This window comes from Streptomyces sp. NPDC006140, from assembly GCF_040628815.1.
Taxonomy (GTDB): Bacteria; Actinomycetota; Actinomycetes; order Streptomycetales; family Streptomycetaceae; genus Streptomyces.
Map to the genome: position 1 here is coordinate 396682 of NZ_JBEXTS010000005.1, position 23178 is coordinate 419859.

The 23178-nt window shown below is 71.3% G+C and carries 18 protein-coding genes and 1 tRNA gene; 6 read left to right on the top strand and 13 right to left on the bottom strand.

The genetic code is table 11. From position 1 onward, the window contains the following. Nucleotides 1-92 precede the first annotated feature (92 nt). The 7 genes from ABZ386_RS17355 to ABZ386_RS17385 form a co-directional block, all read right to left on the bottom strand. Nucleotides 93-2474 carry a class I tRNA ligase family protein gene (locus ABZ386_RS17355; protein WP_358965011.1) on the bottom strand — a complete coding sequence of 794 codons (2382 nt, stop codon included), beginning with the start codon at nucleotides 2472-2474 and terminating at the stop codon, nucleotides 93-95. Next, entirely contained in the window at nucleotides 2471-4996 is a 2526-nt protein-coding gene (locus ABZ386_RS17360; protein WP_358965012.1) for a hypothetical protein, read from the bottom strand. The genes ABZ386_RS17355 and ABZ386_RS17360 overlap by 4 nt, the downstream gene beginning before the upstream one ends. Further along, the gene (locus tag ABZ386_RS17365; RefSeq protein WP_114254315.1) at nucleotides 4980-5243 is read right to left on the bottom strand and encodes a 4Fe-4S binding protein; all 264 of its coding nucleotides are present in this window, start codon (nucleotides 5241-5243) and stop codon (nucleotides 4980-4982) included. The genes ABZ386_RS17360 and ABZ386_RS17365 overlap by 17 nt, the downstream gene beginning before the upstream one ends. Continuing rightward, a complete protein-coding gene (locus tag ABZ386_RS17370) occupies nucleotides 5240-5617 on the bottom strand; it encodes a Rieske 2Fe-2S domain-containing protein (RefSeq protein WP_358965013.1) in 378 nt (125 codons plus the stop codon). Before ABZ386_RS17370 ends, ABZ386_RS17365 begins: the two co-directional genes overlap by 4 nt. Then, nucleotides 5614-6942 (bottom strand): hypothetical protein, encoded by a 1329-nt coding sequence (locus ABZ386_RS17375; RefSeq protein ID WP_358965014.1) that lies wholly within the window; start codon nucleotides 6940-6942, stop codon nucleotides 5614-5616. The genes ABZ386_RS17370 and ABZ386_RS17375 overlap by 4 nt, the downstream gene beginning before the upstream one ends. A gap of 24 nt (nucleotides 6943-6966) precedes the next feature. Beyond that, nucleotides 6967-7644, bottom strand: a complete 678-nt coding sequence (locus tag ABZ386_RS17380; protein WP_351339175.1) for an iron-containing redox enzyme family protein — start codon at nucleotides 7642-7644, stop codon at nucleotides 6967-6969. A 69-nt stretch (nucleotides 7645-7713) separates the two neighbouring features. Continuing rightward, nucleotides 7714-7795: transfer RNA gene (locus ABZ386_RS17385), tRNA-OTHER, on the bottom strand. 284 nt (nucleotides 7796-8079) lie between these two features. Between ABZ386_RS17385 and ABZ386_RS17390 the strand changes: the two genes are divergently transcribed. From ABZ386_RS17390 to ABZ386_RS17400, 3 genes are all read left to right on the top strand, one after another. Further along, entirely contained in the window at nucleotides 8080-9018 is a 939-nt protein-coding gene (locus ABZ386_RS17390) for a LysR family transcriptional regulator (RefSeq protein WP_355723513.1), read from the top strand. A gap of 162 nt (nucleotides 9019-9180) precedes the next feature. Continuing rightward, nucleotides 9181-10101 carry an amidohydrolase family protein gene (locus ABZ386_RS17395; RefSeq protein ID WP_358965015.1) on the top strand — a complete coding sequence of 307 codons (921 nt, stop codon included), beginning with the start codon at nucleotides 9181-9183 and terminating at the stop codon, nucleotides 10099-10101. Between the two features lie 108 nt (nucleotides 10102-10209). After that, nucleotides 10210-11259: an SGNH/GDSL hydrolase family protein gene (locus tag ABZ386_RS17400; protein ID WP_358965026.1), complete on the top strand. Its 1050-nt coding sequence runs from the start codon at nucleotides 10210-10212 to the stop codon at nucleotides 11257-11259. Nucleotides 11260-11336: 77 nt separating this feature from the next. Here the strand turns inward: ABZ386_RS17400 and ABZ386_RS17405 are convergent, their stop codons facing one another. Further along, the gene (locus tag ABZ386_RS17405; protein WP_351339168.1) at nucleotides 11337-12896 is read right to left on the bottom strand and encodes an MFS transporter; all 1560 of its coding nucleotides are present in this window, start codon (nucleotides 12894-12896) and stop codon (nucleotides 11337-11339) included. A gap of 38 nt (nucleotides 12897-12934) precedes the next feature. Continuing rightward, nucleotides 12935-13684: an SDR family oxidoreductase gene (locus ABZ386_RS17410; protein WP_351339166.1), complete on the bottom strand. Its 750-nt coding sequence runs from the start codon at nucleotides 13682-13684 to the stop codon at nucleotides 12935-12937. A 210-nt stretch (nucleotides 13685-13894) separates the two neighbouring features. On the opposite strand from ABZ386_RS17410, the gene ABZ386_RS17415 reads away from it, so the two are divergent. Continuing rightward, nucleotides 13895-17134, top strand: coding sequence for a BTAD domain-containing putative transcriptional regulator (locus ABZ386_RS17415; RefSeq protein ID WP_358965016.1), 3240 nt, complete (start codon nucleotides 13895-13897; stop codon nucleotides 17132-17134). A gap of 15 nt (nucleotides 17135-17149) precedes the next feature. Here the strand turns inward: ABZ386_RS17415 and ABZ386_RS17420 are convergent, their stop codons facing one another. Next, complete coding sequence (locus ABZ386_RS17420) at nucleotides 17150-17716, bottom strand: CGNR zinc finger domain-containing protein (protein WP_351339161.1); 567 nt, start codon at nucleotides 17714-17716, stop codon at nucleotides 17150-17152. Between the two features lie 104 nt (nucleotides 17717-17820). Here ABZ386_RS17420 and ABZ386_RS17425 point away from each other — a divergent pair, with 104 nt between their 5' ends. Beyond that, complete coding sequence (locus ABZ386_RS17425) at nucleotides 17821-19008, top strand: epoxide hydrolase family protein (protein WP_358965017.1); 1188 nt, start codon at nucleotides 17821-17823, stop codon at nucleotides 19006-19008. Nucleotides 19009-19041: 33 nt separating this feature from the next. Here the strand turns inward: ABZ386_RS17425 and ABZ386_RS17430 are convergent, their stop codons facing one another. Both ABZ386_RS17430 and ABZ386_RS17435 read right to left on the bottom strand, forming a co-directional pair. After that, nucleotides 19042-19485, bottom strand: a complete 444-nt coding sequence (locus tag ABZ386_RS17430) for a nuclear transport factor 2 family protein (RefSeq protein WP_351339157.1) — start codon at nucleotides 19483-19485, stop codon at nucleotides 19042-19044. 186 nt (nucleotides 19486-19671) lie between these two features. Next, nucleotides 19672-20793 carry an FAD-dependent monooxygenase gene (locus tag ABZ386_RS17435; protein ID WP_358965018.1) on the bottom strand — a complete coding sequence of 374 codons (1122 nt, stop codon included), beginning with the start codon at nucleotides 20791-20793 and terminating at the stop codon, nucleotides 19672-19674. 40 nt (nucleotides 20794-20833) lie between these two features. On the opposite strand from ABZ386_RS17435, the gene ABZ386_RS17440 reads away from it, so the two are divergent. Then, nucleotides 20834-21841, top strand: a complete 1008-nt coding sequence (locus tag ABZ386_RS17440; protein ID WP_356619546.1) for a LysR family transcriptional regulator — start codon at nucleotides 20834-20836, stop codon at nucleotides 21839-21841. 91 nt (nucleotides 21842-21932) lie between these two features. Here the strand turns inward: ABZ386_RS17440 and ABZ386_RS17445 are convergent, their stop codons facing one another. Next, complete coding sequence (locus tag ABZ386_RS17445; protein WP_358965019.1) at nucleotides 21933-23168, bottom strand: sugar ABC transporter substrate-binding protein; 1236 nt, start codon at nucleotides 23166-23168, stop codon at nucleotides 21933-21935. Between the last annotated feature and the right edge of the window lie 10 nt (nucleotides 23169-23178).

Here is a 23178-nt window from a genome sequence, read left to right on the forward strand (position 1 = left end):
GACGCGGCCGGCCAGAGCGCCGGCAGCGCCCGTGTACCGAGCCGGGTCGAGAAGTTCGGGCAGCTCCGAGAGGTCCAGGTGGTCCCCGTCCGTCATCCCCGGCCGCCGGGTTGCGGCCGGCCGGCCACCGCCGCCATGACCCCGCGCAGCTCGTGGGTGGCCTCCTCGGCCCGGGCCAGCCGGCCGGCCAGTCGCTCGCGCGGCACGCCGGACGTGCGGCCGTGGCGCACCTGGTCGAGCCGGTGGGCCAGTCGCCGCCGTTCCCGGGCGAGCTTGCGCAGCCTGCGCCGTACGTCGTCGCGGACCCGGGCGCTCAGCTCGGCGGACAGCCACAGGCGCAGCCCCGGGGCTCCGGGAACCCGCACCGCGAAGGCGCCGTCCGGCGGCGGACCCGGGACCAGGGCCACCTCGCTGAGGTGCCCGAACCAGCGCGTCGCGAGCAGCCGGCCCACCGCCGTGTCGGTGCTCTCGACGGTGACCGGGACACCGGCCGGGATGCCTGCCACGCCGCGCAGCCGCTCCGCCTCCTCCACCGTCGCCAGGACGGCCCGGACCGCTGCGGCCAGCTGCTCGTCGGGCAGCCAGTCCGCGGCCGAGCGGGTGGCCGCCGCCTTGCGCAGCCCGGCCGCCGTGTCGGGCATGAACGGCTCGTACACGGCGGCGAGGTCGAGCAGCAGCTGCGGGGTGACGCCGGCGCCGTCGGTCTGGGCGCGCACGGTCGCGTAGCGTGCCAGGACGCGCGTGCCGAACGCGGTGACGGCCTCGACGGCACGGTCGAAGTGCCGCTCCCGCAGATGCCGGCGGACGGCCGCCCGGGTGGACCGGGCGGCGTGCCGGGCGTAGTGCTCCAGCTCGTCCGCGGCGGTGGGCCGGGAAGCCGACTCGGGTGTGCGCACAACGAGTTCGGCCAGGTCGGCGGCGCGGCGGCGGACCACCGCCTGCTGCGTGAAGATGTCCTGGCGGATCCGGATGTCCTCGGCGTCACGGCAGGCGGAGAGCAGTGCCGCGCGCAGCACGTCGCGGCCGTGCTCGGCGAGAGCGTCGTCCAGGGTGACGCCGTTGCCGCGGCTCTTGCTCATCTTCTGACCGTGCTCGTCCACGACGAGGCCGTGCAGCCAGCACTCGCGGGTGGGCGGAGAGCCGGTCACGAAGGTGCCGATGGCCAGCAGCCGGATGAACCAGAAGAACAGGATGTCGCGGCCGGACGTCATCACGGCGGCCGGATACCGGCTGCGCGCGGTGGCGGCCGGCCAGCCGGAGACGGCGATCGGCCAGTGGGCCGAGTTGAACCAGGTGTCGAACACATCGGTCTCGGCCCGCAGCGCGCCACCGCAGTCGAGGCAGCTCCCGGACCCGGCGGGAGGCAGCGTCCAGTAGGCACAGTCACCGCAGACGACCGCCGGAATCGGCTGTCCCCAGCGGATCTGGCGGCTGATGCACCAGTCGCGCGCGGAGTCCAGCCAGTGCCGCGCCTCGCGCTCCACACTGCTCGGCCGGATCACCAGGTCACCGTTGTCCAGCGCGGTGCGCACCGGGTCCATGAGCGGGGCCAGCCGCAGATACCACTGGTGGTGCAGCCGGGCCATCAGCTCGCTGCCGCACACCCCGCAGCGCTCGACGGCGCACTGGCGGGTGACGGTTCGCAGTCCGAACCGCTCGACCGTCGCGCGGCGCAGCTCCTGCCGGGACAGTCCGGGCAGGTCCACAACCAGCGAGCGGCCGTCGGCGTCGAGTATCGGGCTCCACGGCAGTCCGTGGGCCTCGGCGAGTTCCAGGTCCTGCTGCCGGTGCGCGGGTACGACCGGCCGCGGTGCGCCGGTCGCGGCCGCCAGTACGGGCAGTTCCCGGCCGGTGACCGGCAGCACGGCCGTACCGCCGGCCGCCGGGTGCCCCTCGGGGACGGCGAGCGCCACCGCGCCCCACAGTTCCTCGGCCGCCGCGAGCTCCACCACCAGCGGTCTGCCGTGCGGTCGCACGGCCAGCAGCGCCAGCGGGACCCGCTCGGTGCCCACCGAGTGCTCCACGTCCGGGACGGTGCTGCGGCAGGAGGGGCACCACGGCATGACCCGCGCCGAGCGGTGCAGCAGCCCTGCCTCGGCCAGTCGGACGAAGGTCCCGTCGACGAGCTCCCGGTACGCCGGGGACAGCGTGTGCAGTTCCGTGTCCCAGTCGCAGTCGAGGCCCAGGGCGTGGAACTGACCGACGATGACCTTGCGGTAGTGGTCGGCCCAGGCCCGGGTCCGCTCGGCCACCGGCAGGTCCGGCCGGAAGGTCTCGTCCCGCCGCACCGCCGCGTACGTGCCGAGCCCCGCGTGGTCGGTGCCCGGCACGTAGAGCACGTCCGTCCCGTCGAGCCGGGCCGAGCGGACCAGGGCGTCCTGCACCGACAGCGTCAGGGCGTGGCCGAGGTGCAGCGTGCCGGTGACGTTCGGCGGGGGCATGGGGACCACCCAGCGCCGCTCGGCGGACGTCACGGATGCCGCCTGGTCATGACCTCGCTGAGCACGGTGCCGGTCGGCGGCCAGACGGTGAGCGGGGGCGGGGTCTGCCGCGGCCGGTCGGCGTCGTCGTCGTGCGCCGGCTTGATCCACAGGTTCCGCTGGAAGACGGAGACATCGAGGTTGGACACGAAGAACCCGCGCAGGAACTCCATGTGCGCCGGTACCCCGTCGGGCAGTTTCAGCGTGAACCAGTACTCGCGGCTCGACCGGGGCGGCACCTCCACCACCTGCGCGCCGGGGGTGACGCTCACCCCGTGCTGGTCCGCCTGGTACAGGCGCAACCCGACCGCGCCGCGCAGCGGACGGTCCTGGTTGTTGGTGATCAGCACGCCCTGCGCGTGCTCGCTGCCGCGCCGGGCGGTGTCCTCTCCGAGCGCGATCGGGGGGTGGACCCCGCCCGCGACGTCCCACACGTTGCCGCACGTGCTGCACAGGGCGAACTCCCGGGCGGCCTGCGGGTGGTAGTCGTGCCGGTACTCCCGCAGGACGACGCGCGCCCGGCAGTACGGACAGACGGTGGGCGGCAGGTGCCGCGTCAGCTGGAAGGTGCCGTCCACGGACTCGAACTGCTCGAGCCAGACGAACGCGCCGGAGCCGATGCGGCCGACGAGGTGGTCGCACAGCGCCTCGTCCAGCCGGGCGACCGTCGCACGCAGATCGTCGGCGGCCGCGTCCGCCTCCCGCAGTGCCCGGGGCGCGGTACGGCTCTCCGCGCGGCGCCGGGTCAGGGCGGTCGCCCGTGCCCGCAGCTCCTGCTCGGTGTTGTCGAACCCCGGCAGATAGGTGCGCAGCAGTCGACGGTAGGCGGTCGCGTTCGTCAGCACCCGGCCGAGGTCCTGGACCAGGTCCTGGTGCGGGCGGACGGGTTCGACGCGCAGGGAGAGCGAGTTCAGCCGGAGCGTCTGCCAGGAGAAGACGAAGAGCCGGGCGCTGCCGTCCTCCTCCAGCGCGATCGCGGTGCGCAGGTCGATGTCGCACGGCTGCCCGTCCGGGCCGACGGCGTCGAGGACGCGCACCGAGGGGTCGGGGCCGGGGCTCGGCAGGCGCAGCTCCAGCAGTTCGGACTCCACGTCGGTGAACAGCACCTCCACGGCCTGCCCGTCCGTCGCGCGGGTGGCCACCTGGGCGCGGTCGGCTCCCGGGGCGAACGGCGTGAACTGCTGGTCGCCGAGGACCAGGTAGTCGGGGGCCTCGCGTCCCCACAGGGGAATGGCGTTGTTGACCAGCCGGACCACCTCCCCCACGCTCCGGCCGGTACGCAGCAGCCGTTCGGCCAGGAGGAGTTCGACGTTGTCGTCGCCGAAGCGGGTGCGCCGGCTGCCGACCGCGGCGACCCCGGAGCCCTCCTGGTAGGTGAACGGCAGGGTGAAATGCGGGTCGAACGCGCCGTCGCCGCCCAGCCGCATCACGTTGCAGCTGTTGAAGAAGGCGACCGGTGCGGTCAGGGCGTGGGCCGGGAGGACCTCGCCGTCCTTGACGCAGCGGCCGTCGTGCACACAGGCGGGAAGCCGGCTTCCGGGGGCGAACGGCACGTTCTGCGCCGACCGGCCGCACAGCGCGTCGGGCCCCAGGTGGAACAGGTCCTCGCGACTGTGCCCGGACAGGAACAGCGCGTTGACGCCGCCCATGGCTTCGAGGTAGCCGACCGCGGACCGCTCGCGGTTGAGCAGGAAGGAGTCCGGGCCGACCTCGGGATCGGTGTCCAGTCCGGTGAACACGGAGGTGGTGGTCGCGGTCAGCGGCAGCTCCAGCGTCAGCTGACGGCCCACCACCGAGCTGAGGACCTCGACGGAGGTGGCGGTGAGGAAACCGACGGGGCGGGTGGCGAGGGCCAGACCGTCCGCGAGGCGCCCGCGTGCCGTCCAGGACCGGCTGGTGGCGAGCTGGGCGATCTGCTCGACCGTCACCTCGTCGTGCGGGAAGGACAGAGTGAGCGGACCGGGCCACTGCCCGGCGGCCCGAACGGCCTCGGCGGCGGTCGGCTCCCACAGGTACGGGCGTCCTGTGCGCGCGGCGAGCAGCATGCCCGGCAGCGACCACTCGGGGGTGCCCCAGCCGAGGACGGCTCCCTCGCCCGCGTCCGGGGTGTGCGCGCCGAGCAGCCGTGCCATGGCGGCCAGCCGTTCCTCACGGACTCTGCCGAGTTGCTGCAACTGCGCGTCGACGCTGCGGTGCACCGCCCGGTGCGTGCCGTCGGTGACGGCGGTCAGGTACCAGCGGACCGGGTGGAAGGAGTCCAGCGGGGCCGCCCAGCGGTGCCACAGCACCTGGAAGTGCCGCCACAGCTCGACCGTCTCCGGGGCGGCGTCGCGCAGGAACTCGTGCATGGTGACGGCCGGACCGGGATCCGGCAGCGAGGACGCCGGATCCCGCAGGACCGGTGTCAGGGCGAGGTCCGGACGCCGGATCGCCAGGGCCACCATCGGCCCGTAGTCGTCCAGCGATTCGGTGAGCACCGACACCGCGGTGCCGCTGATGTCACTCGTCTTCGTCATCGGCGCTCCGACCGAAGTAGTCGGCATTGGTCTTGATGTACGACGTCCACTCCTCCGGAACCTCGTCCTCGGGGTAGATCGCGTCCACGGGACAGACGGAGGTGCAGGCGGCGCAGTCCACGCACACCTCCGGGTCGATGTAGAGCATCGGAGTGTCGGGGGTGCCCTCGATGCAGTCCACCGGGCACGCGTCGATGCACGCGCCGTCCTTGACTCCTTCGCAGGGCTGGGTGATGACGTAGGTCATGACGTTGCCCCCTTCGGCACGCTGATGGCCTGGTCGTAGACGGTGACCTGGTCGCCCTCGACCTCGGTCCGGAACGTCCGCAGGTCGCGGCAGTTGGGCTGGTTCACGCGGGCGCCGGTGCGGACGTCGAACTTCACGCCGTGCCAGGGGCAGCGCAGCAGGGAGCCCGACAGCTCGCCGCCGGCCAGCTCGACGCCCTGGTGGGTGCAGCGGGCTGCCGTCGCGTACACCCAGTCCCCGTACCGGAACAGCAGCAGCGCCCGGCGCCCGATGGTGACCGGGTGCGGTGTGCGCTCGGGGATGTCGTCGAGCTTGAGCGTGACGGACGGCGCCTCCACGGAGGGAGCGACGGCGGAGTCCACGGGATGCGTCATCGGCCCTCTCCCAGTATGGCGCGGCGACGTGCGAGTTTGCCGCCGTCCTTGTCCTCGTAGGTGTCCAGCTTCACGCAGTACTTCTCGTCGAACATCAGGCCGTGGCGCCACGTGGTCTCCGTGACGACCTTCATCCACCAGCTGATCCGGATGACCACGGCCAGCTCCGCGGGGGTGAACTGGCGGGCCTCGTCGTGGGTGGCCCGGTTGATGCGGAAGTCCGCGAGGCCCTTGAGCCTGCGGGTGCCGCCCGGCAGATCGACGTCGAAGACCAGCGGGGCCCGGGTCACGAAGCGCACGCCGTTGGCGCGGTGCCCGTTGTGGTGGGCGTCCTCCATCACCGCGATGTCGGGGTGCTGGAACGCCTGTGCCTGCATGCGCTGCGCGCGGTCGGAGCTGTAGTTGCGCACCCGGCAGACGACGTTGTAGCGCATGCGCTGGCTGATCGCGTTCATGATCTGGTCGTTCTTCAGCCGTACGCCCCGCGTGGCGGGGTCGAAGTCCGAACGCACCGCCGTGTACGACATGACGTCGCTCATCGCGATGTCCTCGGGCGTCTCCAGTTTGTTGCCCCGCGCGCAGGTGATGATCGAGTAGTCGGCGTCCAGCTGCGGCAGGGTCAGCGCGTACGTCGCGAGTGCGACGAGGATCTCCGCGGGGTTGGTGCCGCTCTCGATGACCTGCTCGGTCAGGCCGGTGAACCGCGCGACGTGTCCGTCACCGGGAGGCAGCCGGTGCCCGATGCGTGCCTCGAGGTGCGCCTGGAGGTCCTCCGGGAGCTGGTCCGGGTTGATGTCCGCCTTGGGCAGGAACCACTCCCGGCGTTCCCAGGTGGCCCCGTTGATCCGCATGCAGCGGATGTGGTCCCGCTCGATGTCCTTGCGCAGCCCGACCAGCGACTCCGCGATGTCGAATAGGGACTCGGTCTCGGCCGGCGGGGTCTCCGGGCGGCCGAGGATGCGGTGGTAGCCACGGCGCTTGGCGGTGAAGTACTCCTCCAGCAGGCTGAAGCTCAGGTCGGCCTGGTTCAGTTCGCTGACGGCCACCTTGCCGACCTGCCACAGCCAGAGGGTGGTGACGAGGATCAGCGCCTCGTCGGTCCAGTCTGCGACCGGTTTTCCCCGGCATTCGCCGATGATCTCCACGGCTTTGTCGTTGTCGACGGACAGCTCACCGACGAAGAACTGCAGCGGTCGCGGAATGACGACCTGCTCCTGCAGTTTCTCCAGCAGCTCTTCCCTTTTCTCCGTGCCGAGTTCGGACCAGCGCCGGAGGGCATCGTCCACGGACAGCGAGGCGGAGGAGTCGATAACGGGTGCGGACATGGCAGCCTTCCCTTCCTGGACCCCTCAGACGGCCGCGTGTACGTCGTCCCAGAACCGTACGTGGCGGACTATCTGGTCCTTGGCCGCCTCGACCAGCCTGCGGTCCTTTTCGGACTGCGTGGCAACCGCTCCCCACAGGCCGCGGAAATGCTCCACCTCCAGTTCCTCGTGAAGGTGGAAGAACTCCAGGGAGTCGCTGATGCCGTACTTCTCCTGGAACGCGTCGATGGTGAGCCGGTTGCGCTTGGGCGCCACCAGCTCCCGGCCGGCCAGCGCCGCGAGGGCCTCGTCACCGCTGCGCTCGGGGGTCATGTAGAGCTCCGCGAAGTGGTTCTCGTACGCCGTGGTGTGCGGCAGCGGGAGAACGTCGCGGGGGTTGTCCACACCCAGGACCTTCAGGAACTGGACGGCCAGGCCGTGGTGGTCGCCGGACACCTCCTCCTCGATGTGCTCGCTCAGCTCCTGGAGGATGTACTCGGTCTGCCGCCCGCTGCCGAAGGCCGGGCTCTTGGCGATGCACACGCCGAACCAACGGTGGAAGGTGTTGCGCCACAGGTAGTACTGGAGAAAGACGTCGCGCACGTGCTCCAGGGGGAGTTCGCCTCGGGTGAAAGCCCGCCAGAACGTGCTGTTTTCCAGTTCTCGGTCGACCGTGTCCGAAAGCTCACCGACGATGGTGTCGCTGGTGAATTCCGTCGTCACTTGCCCTCCTAGCATGGAAACCAGAATCGAAAAGGGCACGGCACAGACCGGCATCCGGTAACTGGCCAGTGCCGAGTGAGGGACTCGAACCCCCAAAGACCTGAAGGTCCACCCGCAAACGCAGGCGCGTATTCCTTTCCGCCACCTCGGCTCGAATTGCGGGAAACAATTTAACGCGGATCCGGTGCACTGCCAGTGGCCGAGGGGGGTAGCCGTTCGGCTACTCCGCGGACGCCGTCGCCGCCCCTCTGGCGGCGGGTCGCCCGGGCCCCCCACGCCAGTACCAGCGCGACGACCGAGTGCACGGTGATCCCGAACAGGGCGAGCCGAGCCCGGCGCTTCAGCCTGCTACCTGCTCCTGAGTATGTTTTCGGACGTATCAGATCACTTATGCTGGCCGGAAAAAGGCTGGTACCTTCGCGGAGGCCTGGCGGCATGGCTCTGGATCTGAACCTGCTGGTGCCCTTGGACGCCCTGTTGCAGGAGTGCAGTGTGACGCGGGCCGCTCAGCGGCTCGGTCTGAGCCAGCCGACCGTCAGCGCCGCGCTGGCCCGGCTGCGCCGCCACTTCGGCGACGAGCTGCTCATCCGGGTGGGCAACTCCTACGAACTCACCCTGCTGGCCGAGCGCCTGGCCCCACAGGTCAAACGCACCGTCGACTCGGCGAACCGGGTCTTCCGCACCCGCTCCGACTTCGAACCCGCCGTCGCCGAACGCGAGTTCACCCTGATGGTGAGCGACGTCCAGCTGGCCACCTTCGGGCGCGTCCTGACCACCCTGGTCGATCAGGCGGCTCCCGGGGTGAAGCTGCGGTTCCAGCACACCAGCCCGCACTTCGTCCGCGGTGCCCAGGAGCATCTGCGCATCGTCGACGGCATGGTGCTCCCGCAGGGCATGCTCGCGAACGCCCCCGCCATCGATCTGTACGAGGACCGCTGGGCGTGCGTCGTGGCGTCCGACACCGTCACCCCCACGCCACCCACACCGGAGGAACTGGCCGCCCGCCCCTGGGTCATGCCCTACTACTTCCCGTCGTTCGGCTTCTCGCCCCTGCACGAACTGCACACCCACGGCATCGAACCGCGCGTCGAGATCGCCATCGAGAACTTCCTCACCATGCCCCACCTGATCGCCGGCACCGACCGGGTCGGCATGGTCCCCGGAAACGCCATCCGCCTGTTTCCCCCCGACAGCGGCATAGTCGCAGTGGAACTCCCGCTGTGCAGCGGCCGGTTGGTGGAGTCGCTGTGGTGGCACCCTCTGCATGAGCACGACCCCGCGCACACCTGGCTGCGCAGGACCGCGGCCGAGGCCGGTCGCCTGGTCACCGCGAGCACGGCGCGGACCGCACCCGCCGGCCCACCGCACAGCTGATCACTCCCGGGAAACCGACCTCCGCGACGGTATCGATCCCGTCTATGTCCGTCATCGGCGATTTCGCGTTCCCAAAGGCCCTGGTCTTGGCGAGAGTTGGTCCCGTTCAGGAGCGGCCGGCCCTGCCACCCCCACTTTTCTGTTGCCTGGAGTTGAACAGTGATGCGCAGCGCGTTGCAGGCGCTACGGGCAGGACACGTCTTCGACGGCTCGGACGTCCACGGGCCGGCCATGGTGCTGGTCGAGGACGGGGTCGTCCATGACGTGGACTACACCGGAGCCGCTCCCCCCGAGCATGCCGATGTCACGGACTTCGGGCCGGACAGCTGGCTGCTGCCCGGGCTGATCGACGCGCACGTGCATCTGTGCTGGGACGGCAGCGGGGACGCCGTGGCGCATGTGACGGAGGACCACCGCGAGACGGTGCTGGAGACCGCGCGTGCCTCGGCGGCGACCACGCTGTCGACGGGCGTCACGACCGTCCGGGACCTCGGCGACCGCGGATACCTCACGCTCGAGCTGCGGGAGCGGGTGCCGCCGGCGGAGCGGCCCGACATCGTCGCCGCGGGCCCGCCGATCACCACCCGCGGCGGCCACTGCCACTTCCTCGGCGGCGAGGCCGAGGGGCTGGACGCGCTGCCGGCCGCGGTGTGGGAGCGGGCCGCGCGCGGCTGCGACGTGGTCAAGGTGATGGCCGGCGGCGGCGAAATGACGCCCGGCTCCAGTGCCCTGGACCAGCAGTACGAGCAGTCCGAACTGCGGCTCGTGGTCGACGAGGCGCACCGGCTCGGTCTCCGTACGGCCGCCCACGCCCACTCCGCCGAGTCGATCGCAGACGCGGTCGACGCCGGCTTCGACACGATCGAGCACTTCTCCTTCCTCACCCCCGAAGGCGTCGACCTGCGCCAGGACGTGCTGGACGAGGTCGTGCGGCGCGGCACTCCGTCGCCAAGATCCTCGCCTCGGGTGTCCGGGTCGTTCCCGGGACCGACGTCGGCAGTACTCGGCAGCTCCCCGATCGACACCGTCTCCGCGGTCACCGACATCAGCGCGGTGTACCGGGCGGGCCACCGAGTCCGCTGAGCACCCTCCTCCCCCTCCCCCCCCCACGGAACCGACAGGAAGCACACAGCGCAGATGACCAGAACCGCACGGGCCGGACGCAGAGCAGCCCAACTCGCCGCTACCTCACTGGCGTTCCTCCTCGGCGCGCCAGGCGTGGCCGCCGCCGCATCACCGAGCAGCGGCGCCAAGGACGACACCACGTACTACATCTCGATCGGCGACTCCCTGGCCACCGGCTACCAGCCGGACGTCGACAAGGACACGCACGTCGCCTACACCGACCAGCTCTACGCGCGGCTCAAGCAGCGCGTCCCCGGACTGAAGCACATACGCCTCGGCTGCACCGGTGAGACCACCGAGTCGCTGATCAAGGGCGGAACGTGCGACTACTCGCACGCCACATCCCAACTGGACGCCGCCTTGCAGGCCATGGCCCAGCACCGCGGCAAGGTCGCCTACGTGACCCTCAGCGTGGGCGCGAACGACATCCAGAGGTGCGTCAGCCCGGCCGGCACCCTCGACGGGACGTGCCTGAACAGCGCGAGCCGGACCATGGGGAAGAACCTCGCCCGGATCACGGGTGCGCTCCGCAAGGCGGGCACGACGAACACCCGGTTCGTGGGCTCGACCTACTACAACCCGTTCCTCGCGTCCTGGCTCCTGGGCGCCGCGGGACAGCAGGCCGCCAAGGAGTCGGCACCGCTGATCAAGGCCGGCAACTCGGGGATCACCCAGGTGTACGAGTCCACCGGTTTCAAGGTGGCGGACGTGGCCGGGGCCTTCTCCTCGGACGACTTCACCACCCAGGTGAACATGCCCGGCGCGGGCGAGGTGCCGGCGAACGTGGCCAAGATCTGTCAGCTGACCTGGGCGTGCACGCAGAAGGACCCCCACCCCAACGCCGACGGCCACAAAGTGATCGCGGGCGCGTTCGCGGCGGTGCTCGCCAAGACCGCCGCGCCCGGTGCGGGCGCGTCCCCGGCCCCCAGCGGATCAGCCACACCCCAGCCCGGTACGGGCACGGGGGCGAACCACCCGACCACGAACGGGGATCTCGCCGAGACCGGCGCGTCGAGCAGCACTCCCGTTCTCGCGGGTGTCGGTCTCGCGGTCGCGGCGGCCGGCGTGGCCGCGGTCTCCTACGCGCGCAGGCGCCGTACCGGTGAAGGGAACTGACGGCTCATCAGTAGAAGCACTCGGGCAGCAGGCCGCTCACGGCATCGCGGGCGGCCTGCTCGGCGCGGTCACGATCGTCAGTGGGCTGCCGTAACCGGTTCCCCGGCCTCCGTGTCCGCTTCCGTTGCCGTGTCGGCGGGGGCGGCCGCGATCGCCGGGACGTGCCGCAGCAGCGTCGTCACCAGGACGGCCGTCACGAGGGTGAGAGCCGCACTCACGGTGGCCGCCGTCTGCAGCCCTGTGGTGAAGGCGTCCTTCGCTGTGGCCAGCAGCGAGGCGCCGTCCGGGAGGCGTTCGGCAGCGGCGATCGCGGCGCCCACGGTGTCCTTGGCCTCGGCGGGTGCGTCGTCGGGGATCTCTCCGCGGTAGGCCGCGACCGCGAGGGTGCCGGTGATCGCGATACCCAGGGCGAGGCCCAGGTCGTATGCCGTCTGACCGGTCGCCGCGGCGGCACCCGCCTTCTCCGCGGGCGCGGCGCCGACCGCCAGGGCCGTGCCGAGGACGCTGATCGGGGCGACCCCGAACATGATCACGGTCAGCCCCAGCGAGGCGGTCAGGACGCCCTCGGACAGGGCGATCGCCGCGTAACCGGTGAGGGAGAGCAGCAGGCCGCCTGCCAGGACGTACGCCGGACGGAACCGGCGGGCGAGGACCGGGGTGAGCTGGGAGCCGGCGATCAGCCCCGCGGCTCCGGGCAACAGCCACAGCCCGGCCTCCAACGGCGACTGTCCCGCCACGGCCTGCAGATACTGCGGGACGAGATACTCGACGCCGTTGAGGGCCGTCATCCCGATCAGCAGGGTGAGCAGCGCCCCCGTGAAGGCCCGGTCGTGAAAGAGCCGCAGGTCCAGCAGCGGCGTGACCAGCCGGTTCTGCCGGCGTACGAACGCGGCGGTGCAGACCGCCCCGGCCGCGAAGGCGACGGCGGGCTGCCAGGCGGGGGAACCCGAGGCCAGGCTCTTGATGGCGTACACCACGGGCAGCACGGCCAGCAGGAACAGGGCGACGCTCGCCAGGTCCAGCCGCCCCGGGGCCGGGTCACGGTACTCGGGCAGCAGCGCCCGGGCCGTGACCAGTGCGAGCAGCATGACGGGTACGCCCATGAGGAAGACCGATCCCCACCACCAGCTCGCCAGCATCACCCCCCCGATGACCGGTCCGAGGGCCAGGCCGACGGAGAGCGCGGTCACCCACATCGCGATGGCCGTCGCGCGCTGGCGCGGGTCGGTGAACATGTGGCTGATCAGGGAGAGCGTGGACGGAAGCACGGCCGCGCCGGCGATGCCGAGAAGCGCTCGGGCCGTGATCAGCACCTCCGGGCTCGGGGCGTACGCGGCGATCAGCGAAGCCACGATGAATCCGGCCGAGCCGGCCATCAGCAGCTTGCGGCGGCCGATGCGGTCGCCGAGCGTGCCCATGATCACCAGGGTGCCGGCGGTCAGGAACCCGTAGATGTCGGTGGTCCAGAGGAGTTGGGCGCTGCTGGGCCGCAGATCGGCGGCGAGATAGGGCGTGGCCAGCCACAGCACGCCCAGGTCGGCGGTCATCAGGGTCACGGGGAGCAGCAGGGTGGCGAGCCCGAGCCACTGCCGGGCGCCTGCCCTCTCGGGGGCCGGGGTTGCGATGTCGATGGTCATGGGTGTCTCCGGTCTTCTCCCGTGGGTGAGGCGGCTGGTCAGATGCCGAGGCCGGAGCCTCCGCTCACGTCGATGTTCTGGCCGGTCACCCAGCGGGCGTCGGCGGAGGCGAGGAAGGAGACGACGTCGGCGACGTCGTCGGGCTGGCCGACCCGGTCGAAGACGGAGAAGCCGGCGGCGTGTGCCTTGGCCGCGGGGTCGGCCATCCAGGGGTGGATGTCGGTCTCGATGGTGCCCGGGGAGACGGCGTTGACGGTGATGCCCCGGGAGCCGAGGGTCTGCGCCAGGGTGAGGGTCAGCACCTCGACGGCGCCCTTGGAGGCGGCGTAGGAGGTCATGCCGGGGAAGGCGACCTTGGTGACGCCGGAGGACACGTTGATGATCCGGCCGCCGTCGCGCAGGCGTTCCAGGCCCTTCTGGATGATGAAGAAGGGGGCCTTGGCGTTGACCGCGAAGACCTTGTCGTAGTCGGCCTCGGAGACCTCGTGGATCAGGCCGGGACCGGCGATGCCCGCGTTGTTGACCAGGATGTCGAGGCCGTCCGCGTGCGCGTCGAACGCCCGCCACAGGGCGTCCGCGTCGCCGGGGACGCCCAGTTCGGCACGGACGGTGAACGCGGTGCCGCCGGCGGCCTCGATGGTGGCCACGGTCTCCTTGGCGGCCGCCTCGTTGGTCGCGTAGTGGACGCCGACCCGCGCTCCCTCGGAGGCCAGGCGCAGGGCGATGGCACGGCCGATGCCGCGGCTGGCGCCGGTGACGAGAGCGGTGGTGCCGGTGAGCTTGCTCATGGTGGGTCCCCTTGTACGGACTCGGTGACTCGCTGCTGTCGGGGAACACCGTCGGACGCGGTGCTTCGGATCGGGCTCGGGCGGTGTTACGGCCGCGTTCGGGCCGGGGTTCCGGCGCCCCCCCTCGGGGCGGTGTCGGACGGATGCGGCGGGCGGTCGGGGGACCTTTTGTCGAACGCTCGTCCGCGCGGCACGGGTTACCGTGACGCCATGCGATTCGGGGTGCTGGGGGAGACGGCCGTCTGGACCGATGCCGGGCAGCCCGTCCGTGTTCCGGAACTCAAGGTGCGGGCCCTGCTCGCGTCCCTGCTGGTAGACCCGGGGCGGCCCGTGGCCGTGCACCGGCTGATCGACGACCTGTGGGGCGACGAGCCGCCCGGCAACCCGGCCAGGGCACTTCAGGCCAAGGTCTCCCAACTGCGCCGCGTCCTGGAGGAGGCCGAGCCGGGCGGACGCGGACTGGTGGTGTCCCGGGCACCCGGCTATCAGCTGACCGTGGCGGAAGGAGCCCTCGACGCGGACCGGTTCGCCGCGCTGGTGGCCCGGGCCAGGACCGAGCAGGACACGCGCTTACGGGCGGGGCTCCTCACCGACGCGCTCGCCGTGTGGCGGGGGCCGGCGTTCGCGGACTTCTCCGAGGAGACGTTCACCCGGGCCGCTGTGAACCGGCTGGAGGAGGACCGGCTCGCCGCCCTGGAAGACCACGCCGAGGCCCGGCTCGACAGTGGTGAGCACACCGAACTGGCCGGTGAACTGGCGGAGCTGGTCGGGCGGTACCCCCTGCGGGAGCGGCTGCGGTCGGTGCAGTTGCGGGCGCTGTACCGGTCCGGGCGGCAGAGCGAGGCGCTCGCCGGATACGAGGAGCTGCGGACCCGGCTGGCGGAGGAGCTGGGTCTCGACCCGAGCCCCGAACTGGCCGGGCTGCAGCGGGCGATGCTCCGGCAGGACCCGGAGCTGGGCCCTCCCCGCCGGCCCCCTGCTCCCGTCCGTGCCAGGACGAACATCCTCGCCCCGTTCAGCGGTCTCATCGGCCGGGAAGGCGAGGTCGCCGACGTACGCGAACTCCTCGGGACCCGGCGGCTGGTCACCCTCACCGGCCCCGGCGGCGTCGGCAAGACCCGGCTCGCCGTCGCCGTGGCCGAGCGGCTGAAGGGCAGCTTCCCGGACGGGGAATGGCTGGTCGAACTCGCCGGATCCGGTGGTGACCTGGCCGACGTCGTCGCGGCCGCCCTGCAGTTGCGGGACGACGGGGTCTGGGGCGTACGACCCGAGGGGGAGGGGCCGCTCGACGCGGCGGACCGGCTCGCCGAGGTCTTGCGGGACAAGCGGATGCTGCTCGTCCTCGACAACTGCGAGCAGGTGATCGACGAGGTCGCGGCACTGGCGGAGCTGCTGCTGCGGTCGGCTCCCGGGCTGGTGCTGCTGACGACCAGCCAGGAGCCCTTGGCGCTGGCCGGGGAGACCCTGTGGGCCGTCCCGCCGCTCGCGCCGCAGGACGCGGTCGAGCTGTTCTCGGCACGGGCCGCGGCCGCCTCTCCCGGCTTTGTGCTCGGTCCGGCGAGCGCGGACGCGGTCGCCGCCATCTGCCGTCGGCTGGACGGGATTCCGCTGGCCCTGGAGCTGGCCGCGACCCGGGTGCGGGCGCTCGGCGTGCACCGCTTGCTGGAGCGGCTGGACGACCGGTTCCGGCTGCTCAGCGCCGGGCAGCGAGGTGCGCCCGCCCGCCAGCAGACGCTGCGCGCGATGATCGACTGGAGCTGGGAGCTGCTGAGCGAGCCCGAACGGGCCGTGCTGCGGCGGCTCGCCGTGGCCGCCGAGGGGTGCACGCTGGAGGCGGCCGAGGAGGTGTGCGCGGGCGACGGGGTCGACGCCGGGGACGTACTGAACCTGCTGGCGCGGCTGGTGGACCGGTCGCTCGTGGTCGCCGCCGACGCGGCCGAGGGCCCCCGGTACCGGCTGCTGGAGTCCGTCTGGGCGTACTGCGTCGAGCGGATGCGGGAAACGGACGAGACGGAGCCGGTACGAAGACGGCATCTCGCGTACTGCACACGGCTCGCCGAGACCGCGGAGCCCGAACTGCGGGGACACGAACAGGGGGCGTGGCTGGCGCGGCTGGACACCGAGAGCGCGAATCTGCGCGCGGCCCTGGACGGTGCGGTCGAGCGGGGCGAGACGGAACACGCGCTCCGGCTCGTCCACGCGCTCTCCTGGTACTGGATCCTGCGCGGCCGGCTCGGCGAGGCCCGGCGCTCGCTCACCGCGGCGCTCGCGCTGCCCGGCGGTGACGCGGCACTGCGGGCGAAGGCCGGCGCGTGGCAGACCGGCATCGCCATCCTGACCGGCGACGGGACCGACCGTGCCGCCCGGATCGAGGCGGCTCTCCAGGCATGCCAACAGGTCGGTGACCCGGCGGGGACGGCGTGGGCGCGGTGGTTCCTGGCGCACGCGCTCTGCGGAACGGGGGATGTCCCGCAGGGCGAGGCGCTCACCGAGGCGTCACTGGAGGGCTTCCGGGCGCTCGGTGAGCGCTGGGGCGAGGCGGCCGCGCTGGCGGACCGGTCCGTGCAGCGGCTGTTGCGGGGCGATCTGGCCGGTGCGCGGGAGGACGCGGGGCGCAGCACGGAGCTTTTCGGGGACGTCGGGGACGCCTGCGGGCAGTTGTGGTCGGTGTACCCGCTGGCGTCGGTCGCCGAGATCCACGGCGACTACGAGCGGGCGGCCCGGCTGCGACAGGCCGGGCTGGACACCGCCGAGACGTTCGGCCTCTCCACCCAGGCCGCGGACCTGCTGTCCGGGCTCGGACGGACGGCGCTGCTCACCGGCGACCTCGGCAGGGCACGGGAGTACCACGAGCGGTCCCGGCGCCTCGCCGCCGAACTGGGCTTCCGCGCGGGCGAGATCAACGCGGAGCTGGGGCTCGGTCTCGGCGCGCGCCGCGAGGGGCTCCTCGACGAGGCGGAGGTCCGGATGCGCACGGTCCTGCACTGGCACCGCCAGGTCGGTCTCGACGGGGCGAACGCGCTGATCCTGGCCGAGCTGGGCTTCATCGCGGAGCTGCGCGGCGACGCGCACAGTGCGCTGGCCCGCCATGAGGAGGGCTACGAAACGGCCCTCACCACCGGCGACCCCCGGGCGGTCGCCCTCGCCCTGGAGGGCCTCGCCGCCGCTCACGCCCTCGCGGACGGCCCCGGGACGGCGGCGCTGCTTCTCGGCGCCGCGTCCGCCGCCCGTGCCGCCACGGGGGCGCCGCTCCCGGCCGCGGAGCGACTGGACGTCGACCGCACCACCGCGGCGGCGACCGCCGCGCTCGGGGCGGCGGTGTTCGCGGACGCCTTCACGAAGGGGGAGGCGCTGTCGCCGGAGGCAGCACACGCGCAGGCGCGGTCGTCGCGGACCCTGGCCGGCCACCAGCAGGCCGCCCGCGGAACGGACCCGGAGAACGAGGGCTGACGCCGTCGGTTCTCGTCACCCGGGGTTTTCGCGCTTGTGCGCATGGAAGCGGGCCTTCTTCTCGCGGTTCCCGCACGTGTTCATCTCGCACCACTTGCGGGTGCGACTCCGGCTGGTGTCGAAGAAGGCCGCTCGGCAGGTCGGCGAGGCGCACAACGCCAGCCTCCCGTCGCGTTCGCCCGCGATGATGCTGATCGCGTCGGCGGCGATGACGCCCAAGGCGTCCTCCACGGCGGAAGCCGAGCCAAGTCGCCATTGCCGGTGGCCCTCGGGCGTCAGGACGGCCGCGGCCCGGCCCTGGGTGCTGCAGTCGTTGATGACCTGGACAGCGGACGCAGGGAGCGGGTCTCGGCGGGCGGCCGCTGTCGCGGCGGCGTGAATGGCTTCCCTCAGCTCCCGGGCGCGTTCGAGCTGGGCGGTGGTGCAGGACTCCACGGCGAGGCCGCTCACCGCGAGCCAGTCGACGAGTCGGTTCGGCGTGGGAATGCGTTCCACGGCGTCGCCGCAACGCTCCGTCAGGGTCGCCGTGAAGCTGGTCGCCAGCACCTTGCCGAGACGGAATTCGGGGAACCGAGTACGCATGGAACCACCTTAGCCGGTTGCGCGCCGACGGCGAGGCCTGTTAGAACCGTCATAGCTGGTTCCAGCAACCCCCGAGCCGGTTCACCCGATGGCCAGGAGGTCCCATGCCCACCCACACGTGCGTCAGCGACGTGCAGGCATTCGAAGCCCACGCGACCGACGCCGACCTCGACGACCTGCGCGCGCGACTGGCCGCGGCGCGGCTGCCGGAAACGGAGACGGTCCACCGCGCCGCGCCCGGCCCACGCCGATGGGAACAGGGCGTTCCGCTGGCCGACCTCATGGACGTCGCGCACTACTGGCGCACCGGGTACGAATGGCGGTCGTTCGAAGCGCGCCTCGACCGGATCGGCCAGTTCCGCACGACCATCGACGGTCTGGGAATCCACTTCCTGCACCGCCGGTCCACCCGCGCGGACGCCACCCCGCTGATCCTGACGCACGGCTGGCCGGGCAGCGTCGCCGAGTTCGCCCATGTCATCGACGAACTGGCCGATCCGAAGGACGCGGACGCACCGGCGTTCCACGTCGTGGCCCCGTCGCTGCCGGGCTTCGGTTACAGCGACAAGCCCGCCACCACGGGCTGGGGGACCCGAAAGATCGCCGCCGCCTGGGTGGAACTGATGGCACGGCTCGGCTACAGCAGGTTCGCGGCCCACGGCGGCGACTGGGGAGGCGTGATCACCACGATCCTCGGCGGCAGCTTCCCGGAGCACGTCCTCGGCATCCACACCACGCTCGCGCAGGCACCACCCGGGCTGAGCACGGACGGGCTGACGGCGGCCGAGCGCCAATGGACCGAGGAAACCCACGATTTCTGGCACCATCGCGCGGCGTACGCGAAGCAGCAGGCGACCCGGCCGCAGACCATCGGCTACTCGCTCGTCGACTCACCGGTCGGTCTTCTCGCCTGGATCCTCGACAAGTTCGCCGAGTGGACGGACACCGAGGACAGCCCGTTCGAGACGATCTCCAGGGACCGGGTGCTCGACAACGTCACCCTGTACTGGCTGACGCGGACCGGCGCCTCGTCGGCCCGCATCTACTACGAAAGCCATCTCTCGCTCGACCCCGACCTCCGCGTCGACGTCCCGTCGGCCGTCACCGTGTATCCCCGCGACATCGAGAAGTATCCGCGCCCCTGGGCCCGGGAGCGGTTCCGGCAGATCGTCCGGTGGAGGGAACCGGAAACCGGGGGGCATTTCCCGTCGCTGGAGGTCCCCGAGTATTTCGTCAGGGATCTGCGGGAGGGCCTCGCGGCGGTGCTGGCCGCCGGCGGCAGCCGGTCCTGACCGTTCCGCCGGAGGCCTCGCTCCCGACCGGTCTCAGACGTCGAGACTCATCGGCGCGCCCTGGGCGAAGACGATTTCGAGGCGGAGCCGCGTGATGCGCCAACCGTCCTCGGTTCGACGGGCGACGGCGTGATACCTGCCACCGGCGTCCTCATGCGCCGTCGGCTCCGACGGCTTCGGGAGGTGGTAGGCGACCTGGTAGGTGACGATCCTTGCCTCGTCCTCGTCGAGGTCGATGTAGATCTGCCCCATGTGGTGGAACGTCGCCCCGTAGCGGGTCGCCAGATCGCGCTTGGGTCCGTCGATGATCGCCTGTCGGCCACGACGGACCTGTCCCCCGATCTCCACCTCGGCGTCCTCGGTGAACAGCGCACCGAAGCCGTCGAAATCCCGTTCGTCGAGTGCTCGCGGCAGCGCCTGCATCAGCTTCCGCAGCTCCGACTCGTCCAGCAGTCGCTGCACCGTCGCGTTGTCCATGTCGTCGTTCCTTTCGCCGGCAGCCGGTCTCATGAGTGATGGGCGGTGGGGGCTAGGGGGTGTCCGCACAGTCGCGTCGTTCGCCCGGAGGGCGGGCCCTGCGGCGTCATGGGGGTCCCCCCTGCTCGAAGAGCTTGGGGGAGCGTGCCAGGCGTCGCGGGGCAGGCGGGACTTTGCGGACACCCCCTAGGGCCCGGTCGCGATGATGTGCGCGACGGCTTCGTCGTCCATGAACCCCTCCGGGCCTCGGCCGGCCGGGGCTTTGGCGCGTGCGACGGACGCCCGCAGTACGGTGCGCGCCCTATCGACGCGCCGGGCGTGGAATTCCGCCCAGAGGCGCTCGTCCACGCAGGACCTGCCCGTCAGTAATTCGGCGAGTACCAAGGCGTCTTCGAGGCCCTGCGCCGCCCCTTGCGCGAAGGTGGGCGGGCTGTTGTGCGCGGCGTCGCCGATGACGACGATCCGGCCCCGGTTCCACGGTGCATCCGCCAGGTAGGCGTCCTGCAGCATGGGCCGCAGCGAACCGCGGTCGAAAGTCCGCCTCACCTCGTCCCACGGCCCGTGGAACCCGTCCATGATCCCCAAGACCCGGTCGACCGCGGCGTCCGCACTCAGGCTTGCCCAGTTGGGCAGTGCGGTGGCGCTGTCGCCCACAAAGCCGTACAGGACGTCCTTTCCGATGGGGAGAAGTCCTCCGACTCCGCTGCCGTGAATCTGGTCGAGATCGTCGACGCCGTCGACGGGAGGTCCGAGGAAACGCCAGATGATCGCGTTGATGGTGATGCGCTCGCCGGTGATGCCGGCCGCGTCGCGTACCGCCGAGCCCACCCCGTCTGCGCCGATGACCAGGTCGTAGTCACCGTGGGAGCCGTCCGTCAGCTCGACCCGGACGCTGTCCCCCTGTTGGTGCAGGGAGCGGAAGGTGCAGCCGAGTCGCAGCTTGACGCCCGCCTCGTCGAGGCGTTCCTGCAGGAACCGCGCGAATCGCGGACGGGAGATCGCCGCCGCTCCCGGCACGGCGGCGTCCGTGGCCGCACGCGGGAACGGTTCTCGCATCACCACGGATCCCTCAGCATCAGCGCGACGGATCGTGAAGGTGTTCAGTACATGCCCTGCCTCTGTCACCCGGCTGAACAGGCCGGCCTTTTTGATCACTCGCAACGCGTTGTTCTGCAACAGCAGTCCGGCGCCCACGGCGGTGATGGCCTCACGCTTCTCGACCACATCGACGGCGACACCCCCGTCCGCCAACAGGGCGGCGACGGTGAGGCCGACGGGACCGGCGCCGATCACGAGTACATGCTGCACAGCAGGCACGAAATTACCTTCCGTCTCTCACTTCTTGATCTTGGGCCTCAGTCTGGGCGCCGCGAGGTATCAACTCAACAGCAATCTCGTGATGCTCACTATTGATGCCATCTATAGTGAGGGGGTGGGGAAGTCACGTCGTCTCGCCGATATCGATCTCAATCTGCTGGTGGCGCTCGAGGCGCTGCTGTCGGAACGCAATGTCTCGCGCGCCGCGAGCAAACTGGGCCGCTCGCAACCGACGCTGAGCGCGGCGCTCGGCAGACTGCGCCGCCTCTTCGACGACGAATTGCTCGTGCGGCAACGAGGTTCCTACCGGTTGACGCCGTTCGCGGCGGACATCCATCCAGCTGTCGTCAGCGCCCTGGAAGAGGTCGGGAAAGTGCTGGGTGTTCCGGCTGGATTCGACCCGGAAACCTCACGCCGCGAGTTCACCGTCATGACATCCGACTACGTCCTGCACGTCCTGGGCGGACCGCTGCTCACATCACTGATGGAGCGGGCCCCGGCAGTGAAACTCCAACTGCTGAACGCACCCAGGGTCGACGCGGACCGCGCCGGTGAACTCCTGCGCGAGACCGACGGTTTGATCGTGCCGCCCGGGATCCTGGGCATGACGTCCAATGCGGAGATTTTCACCGACAGGTGGGTGGGCGTGGCCGATCGCGACAATGCCGCCGTGGACGGATCCCTGGACGAATCCGCCTTGCGGGAGCTGCGCTGGGTCCGCAGCTACCGGGAGCAGTTCGAAGTGGTGGTGGGCGACCCGGCCTGGAGCAGTTTCTGGCTGGGCGACCGCGGCATGTTCGTGGTGGAGAGCATGACGTCACTGCCAGGAATCATCGCTGGCACGGAACTCGTCGCCGTCGTTCCTTCCCGGCTCGCCGACACGACGCCGCTTCCCCTCAAGACCTTCTCGCTGCCCCGCCCGCTGCCGCAACTCGCCGAACATTTCTGGTGGGATGCGGCGCGGGAAAGCGACCCGGGGCATAAGTGGCTGCGCGGCCTGCTCGCGGAATGCGCAGCGGCACTCCCTCCGGAAACGTAGGGCCGGTCGCGAACGACGCCATGATCGTGACGGCGACGAGCGCGGCCATGGGGACGTCGGAGACGACCAGGGCCGGACCAGGCGGCTCCGGTCATCCCGGCCCGGCCTGTTCCTGCACCCGCTCCAGGACCTGCTGCGCGGAACTCGACCCGCTGAAGAGGGCGGGGCCGTGCTGGTTGAGCAGGTGGTTGACCCGGTCCCAGTGTTTCGTCGTACGCAGCGGAACCGCCGTGGCGTTGGCGGCTTCGAGGACCTCGCGGGCACCGGCGAGGCGGGCGTTCTCGTACCAGGCGTGCTGCGCCGACTCCCGTGAGGGATAGGCACGTCCCACCCCGCCGAGCCACTCCAGCTGCTTCCGGGCGGTCATCAGCGTGATCGCCTTGAACGCCCGCTCCGGGTCCGGGCAGGACTTGGAGATGCCGAACCCGGAACCGGCGGAGTACGTCCGGCTGCCGCCCGGGCCGGCGGGAATCGTGGTCAGGCCCACCTGGAAGCCGGCCTGGTTCTTCAGGTTCAGCAGCGCCCACGGGCCGCTGGCCGCCATGGCCACGTCGCCGCTGAGGAACTGCGTCTCGGCGAAGGCAGGATCGGCCCGGGGCAGACGGGGGGCGACCCTCTTCCTGGCCGCCAGGTCGGCGTACCACTGCACGCCCTCGGTCATGGCGGGGGTGGTGAGCCGCAGTCTGCCCGCCCCGTCGGTGGGCCGCGCCCCGGACTTGGTCAGCACCATGGGCCACATCCACACGTCCTGCGGCGCCGCCACGAAGCCGTACGTCCGCTCCCCGGTCAGCTCACGGGCGACCGACTCGAACTCGGCCAGGGTCCACCCCGGCTCGGGCTCGGGCACGCCCGCGCTGCGGAACATGTGCTTGTTGTACGTGAGGATCACCGGGCCGACGTCGTACGGCAGCGCGTACTGCTTCCCGTCGGCGCTCAGCCCCTCCATGACGGATTTGTCGAAGTCCGTCACATCGAACCCGGTCCTGGCGATCAGGTCGTCGAGCGGCAGCATGCCCTGGGTGTGGCCCGCGGTGCGGAGCGACTGCATGGAGACGACGCAGGGCGCGTCGCCCCTGGCGAAACGGCTGCCGAGCTTGGCGAAGTAGGCGTCGAAGGACGAGGTCTCGAGCCGGAGCGTGATCTGCGGGTCCTCGCGGGACACCCGCTCCGCGAGTTCGTGCCAGACCTGCTGTTCCTCGCCGCCGCTGGCCCACATCGACCAGGTCAGGGGCTCGGAGCCGCCGTCATCGGCGCCGCACGCCATGACCAGCGTCCCGGCCAGCGCCAGGGCGACGGCTGCCCTCAGTGCTCTGCGCGGCCTTGCCATGACAAGTCCA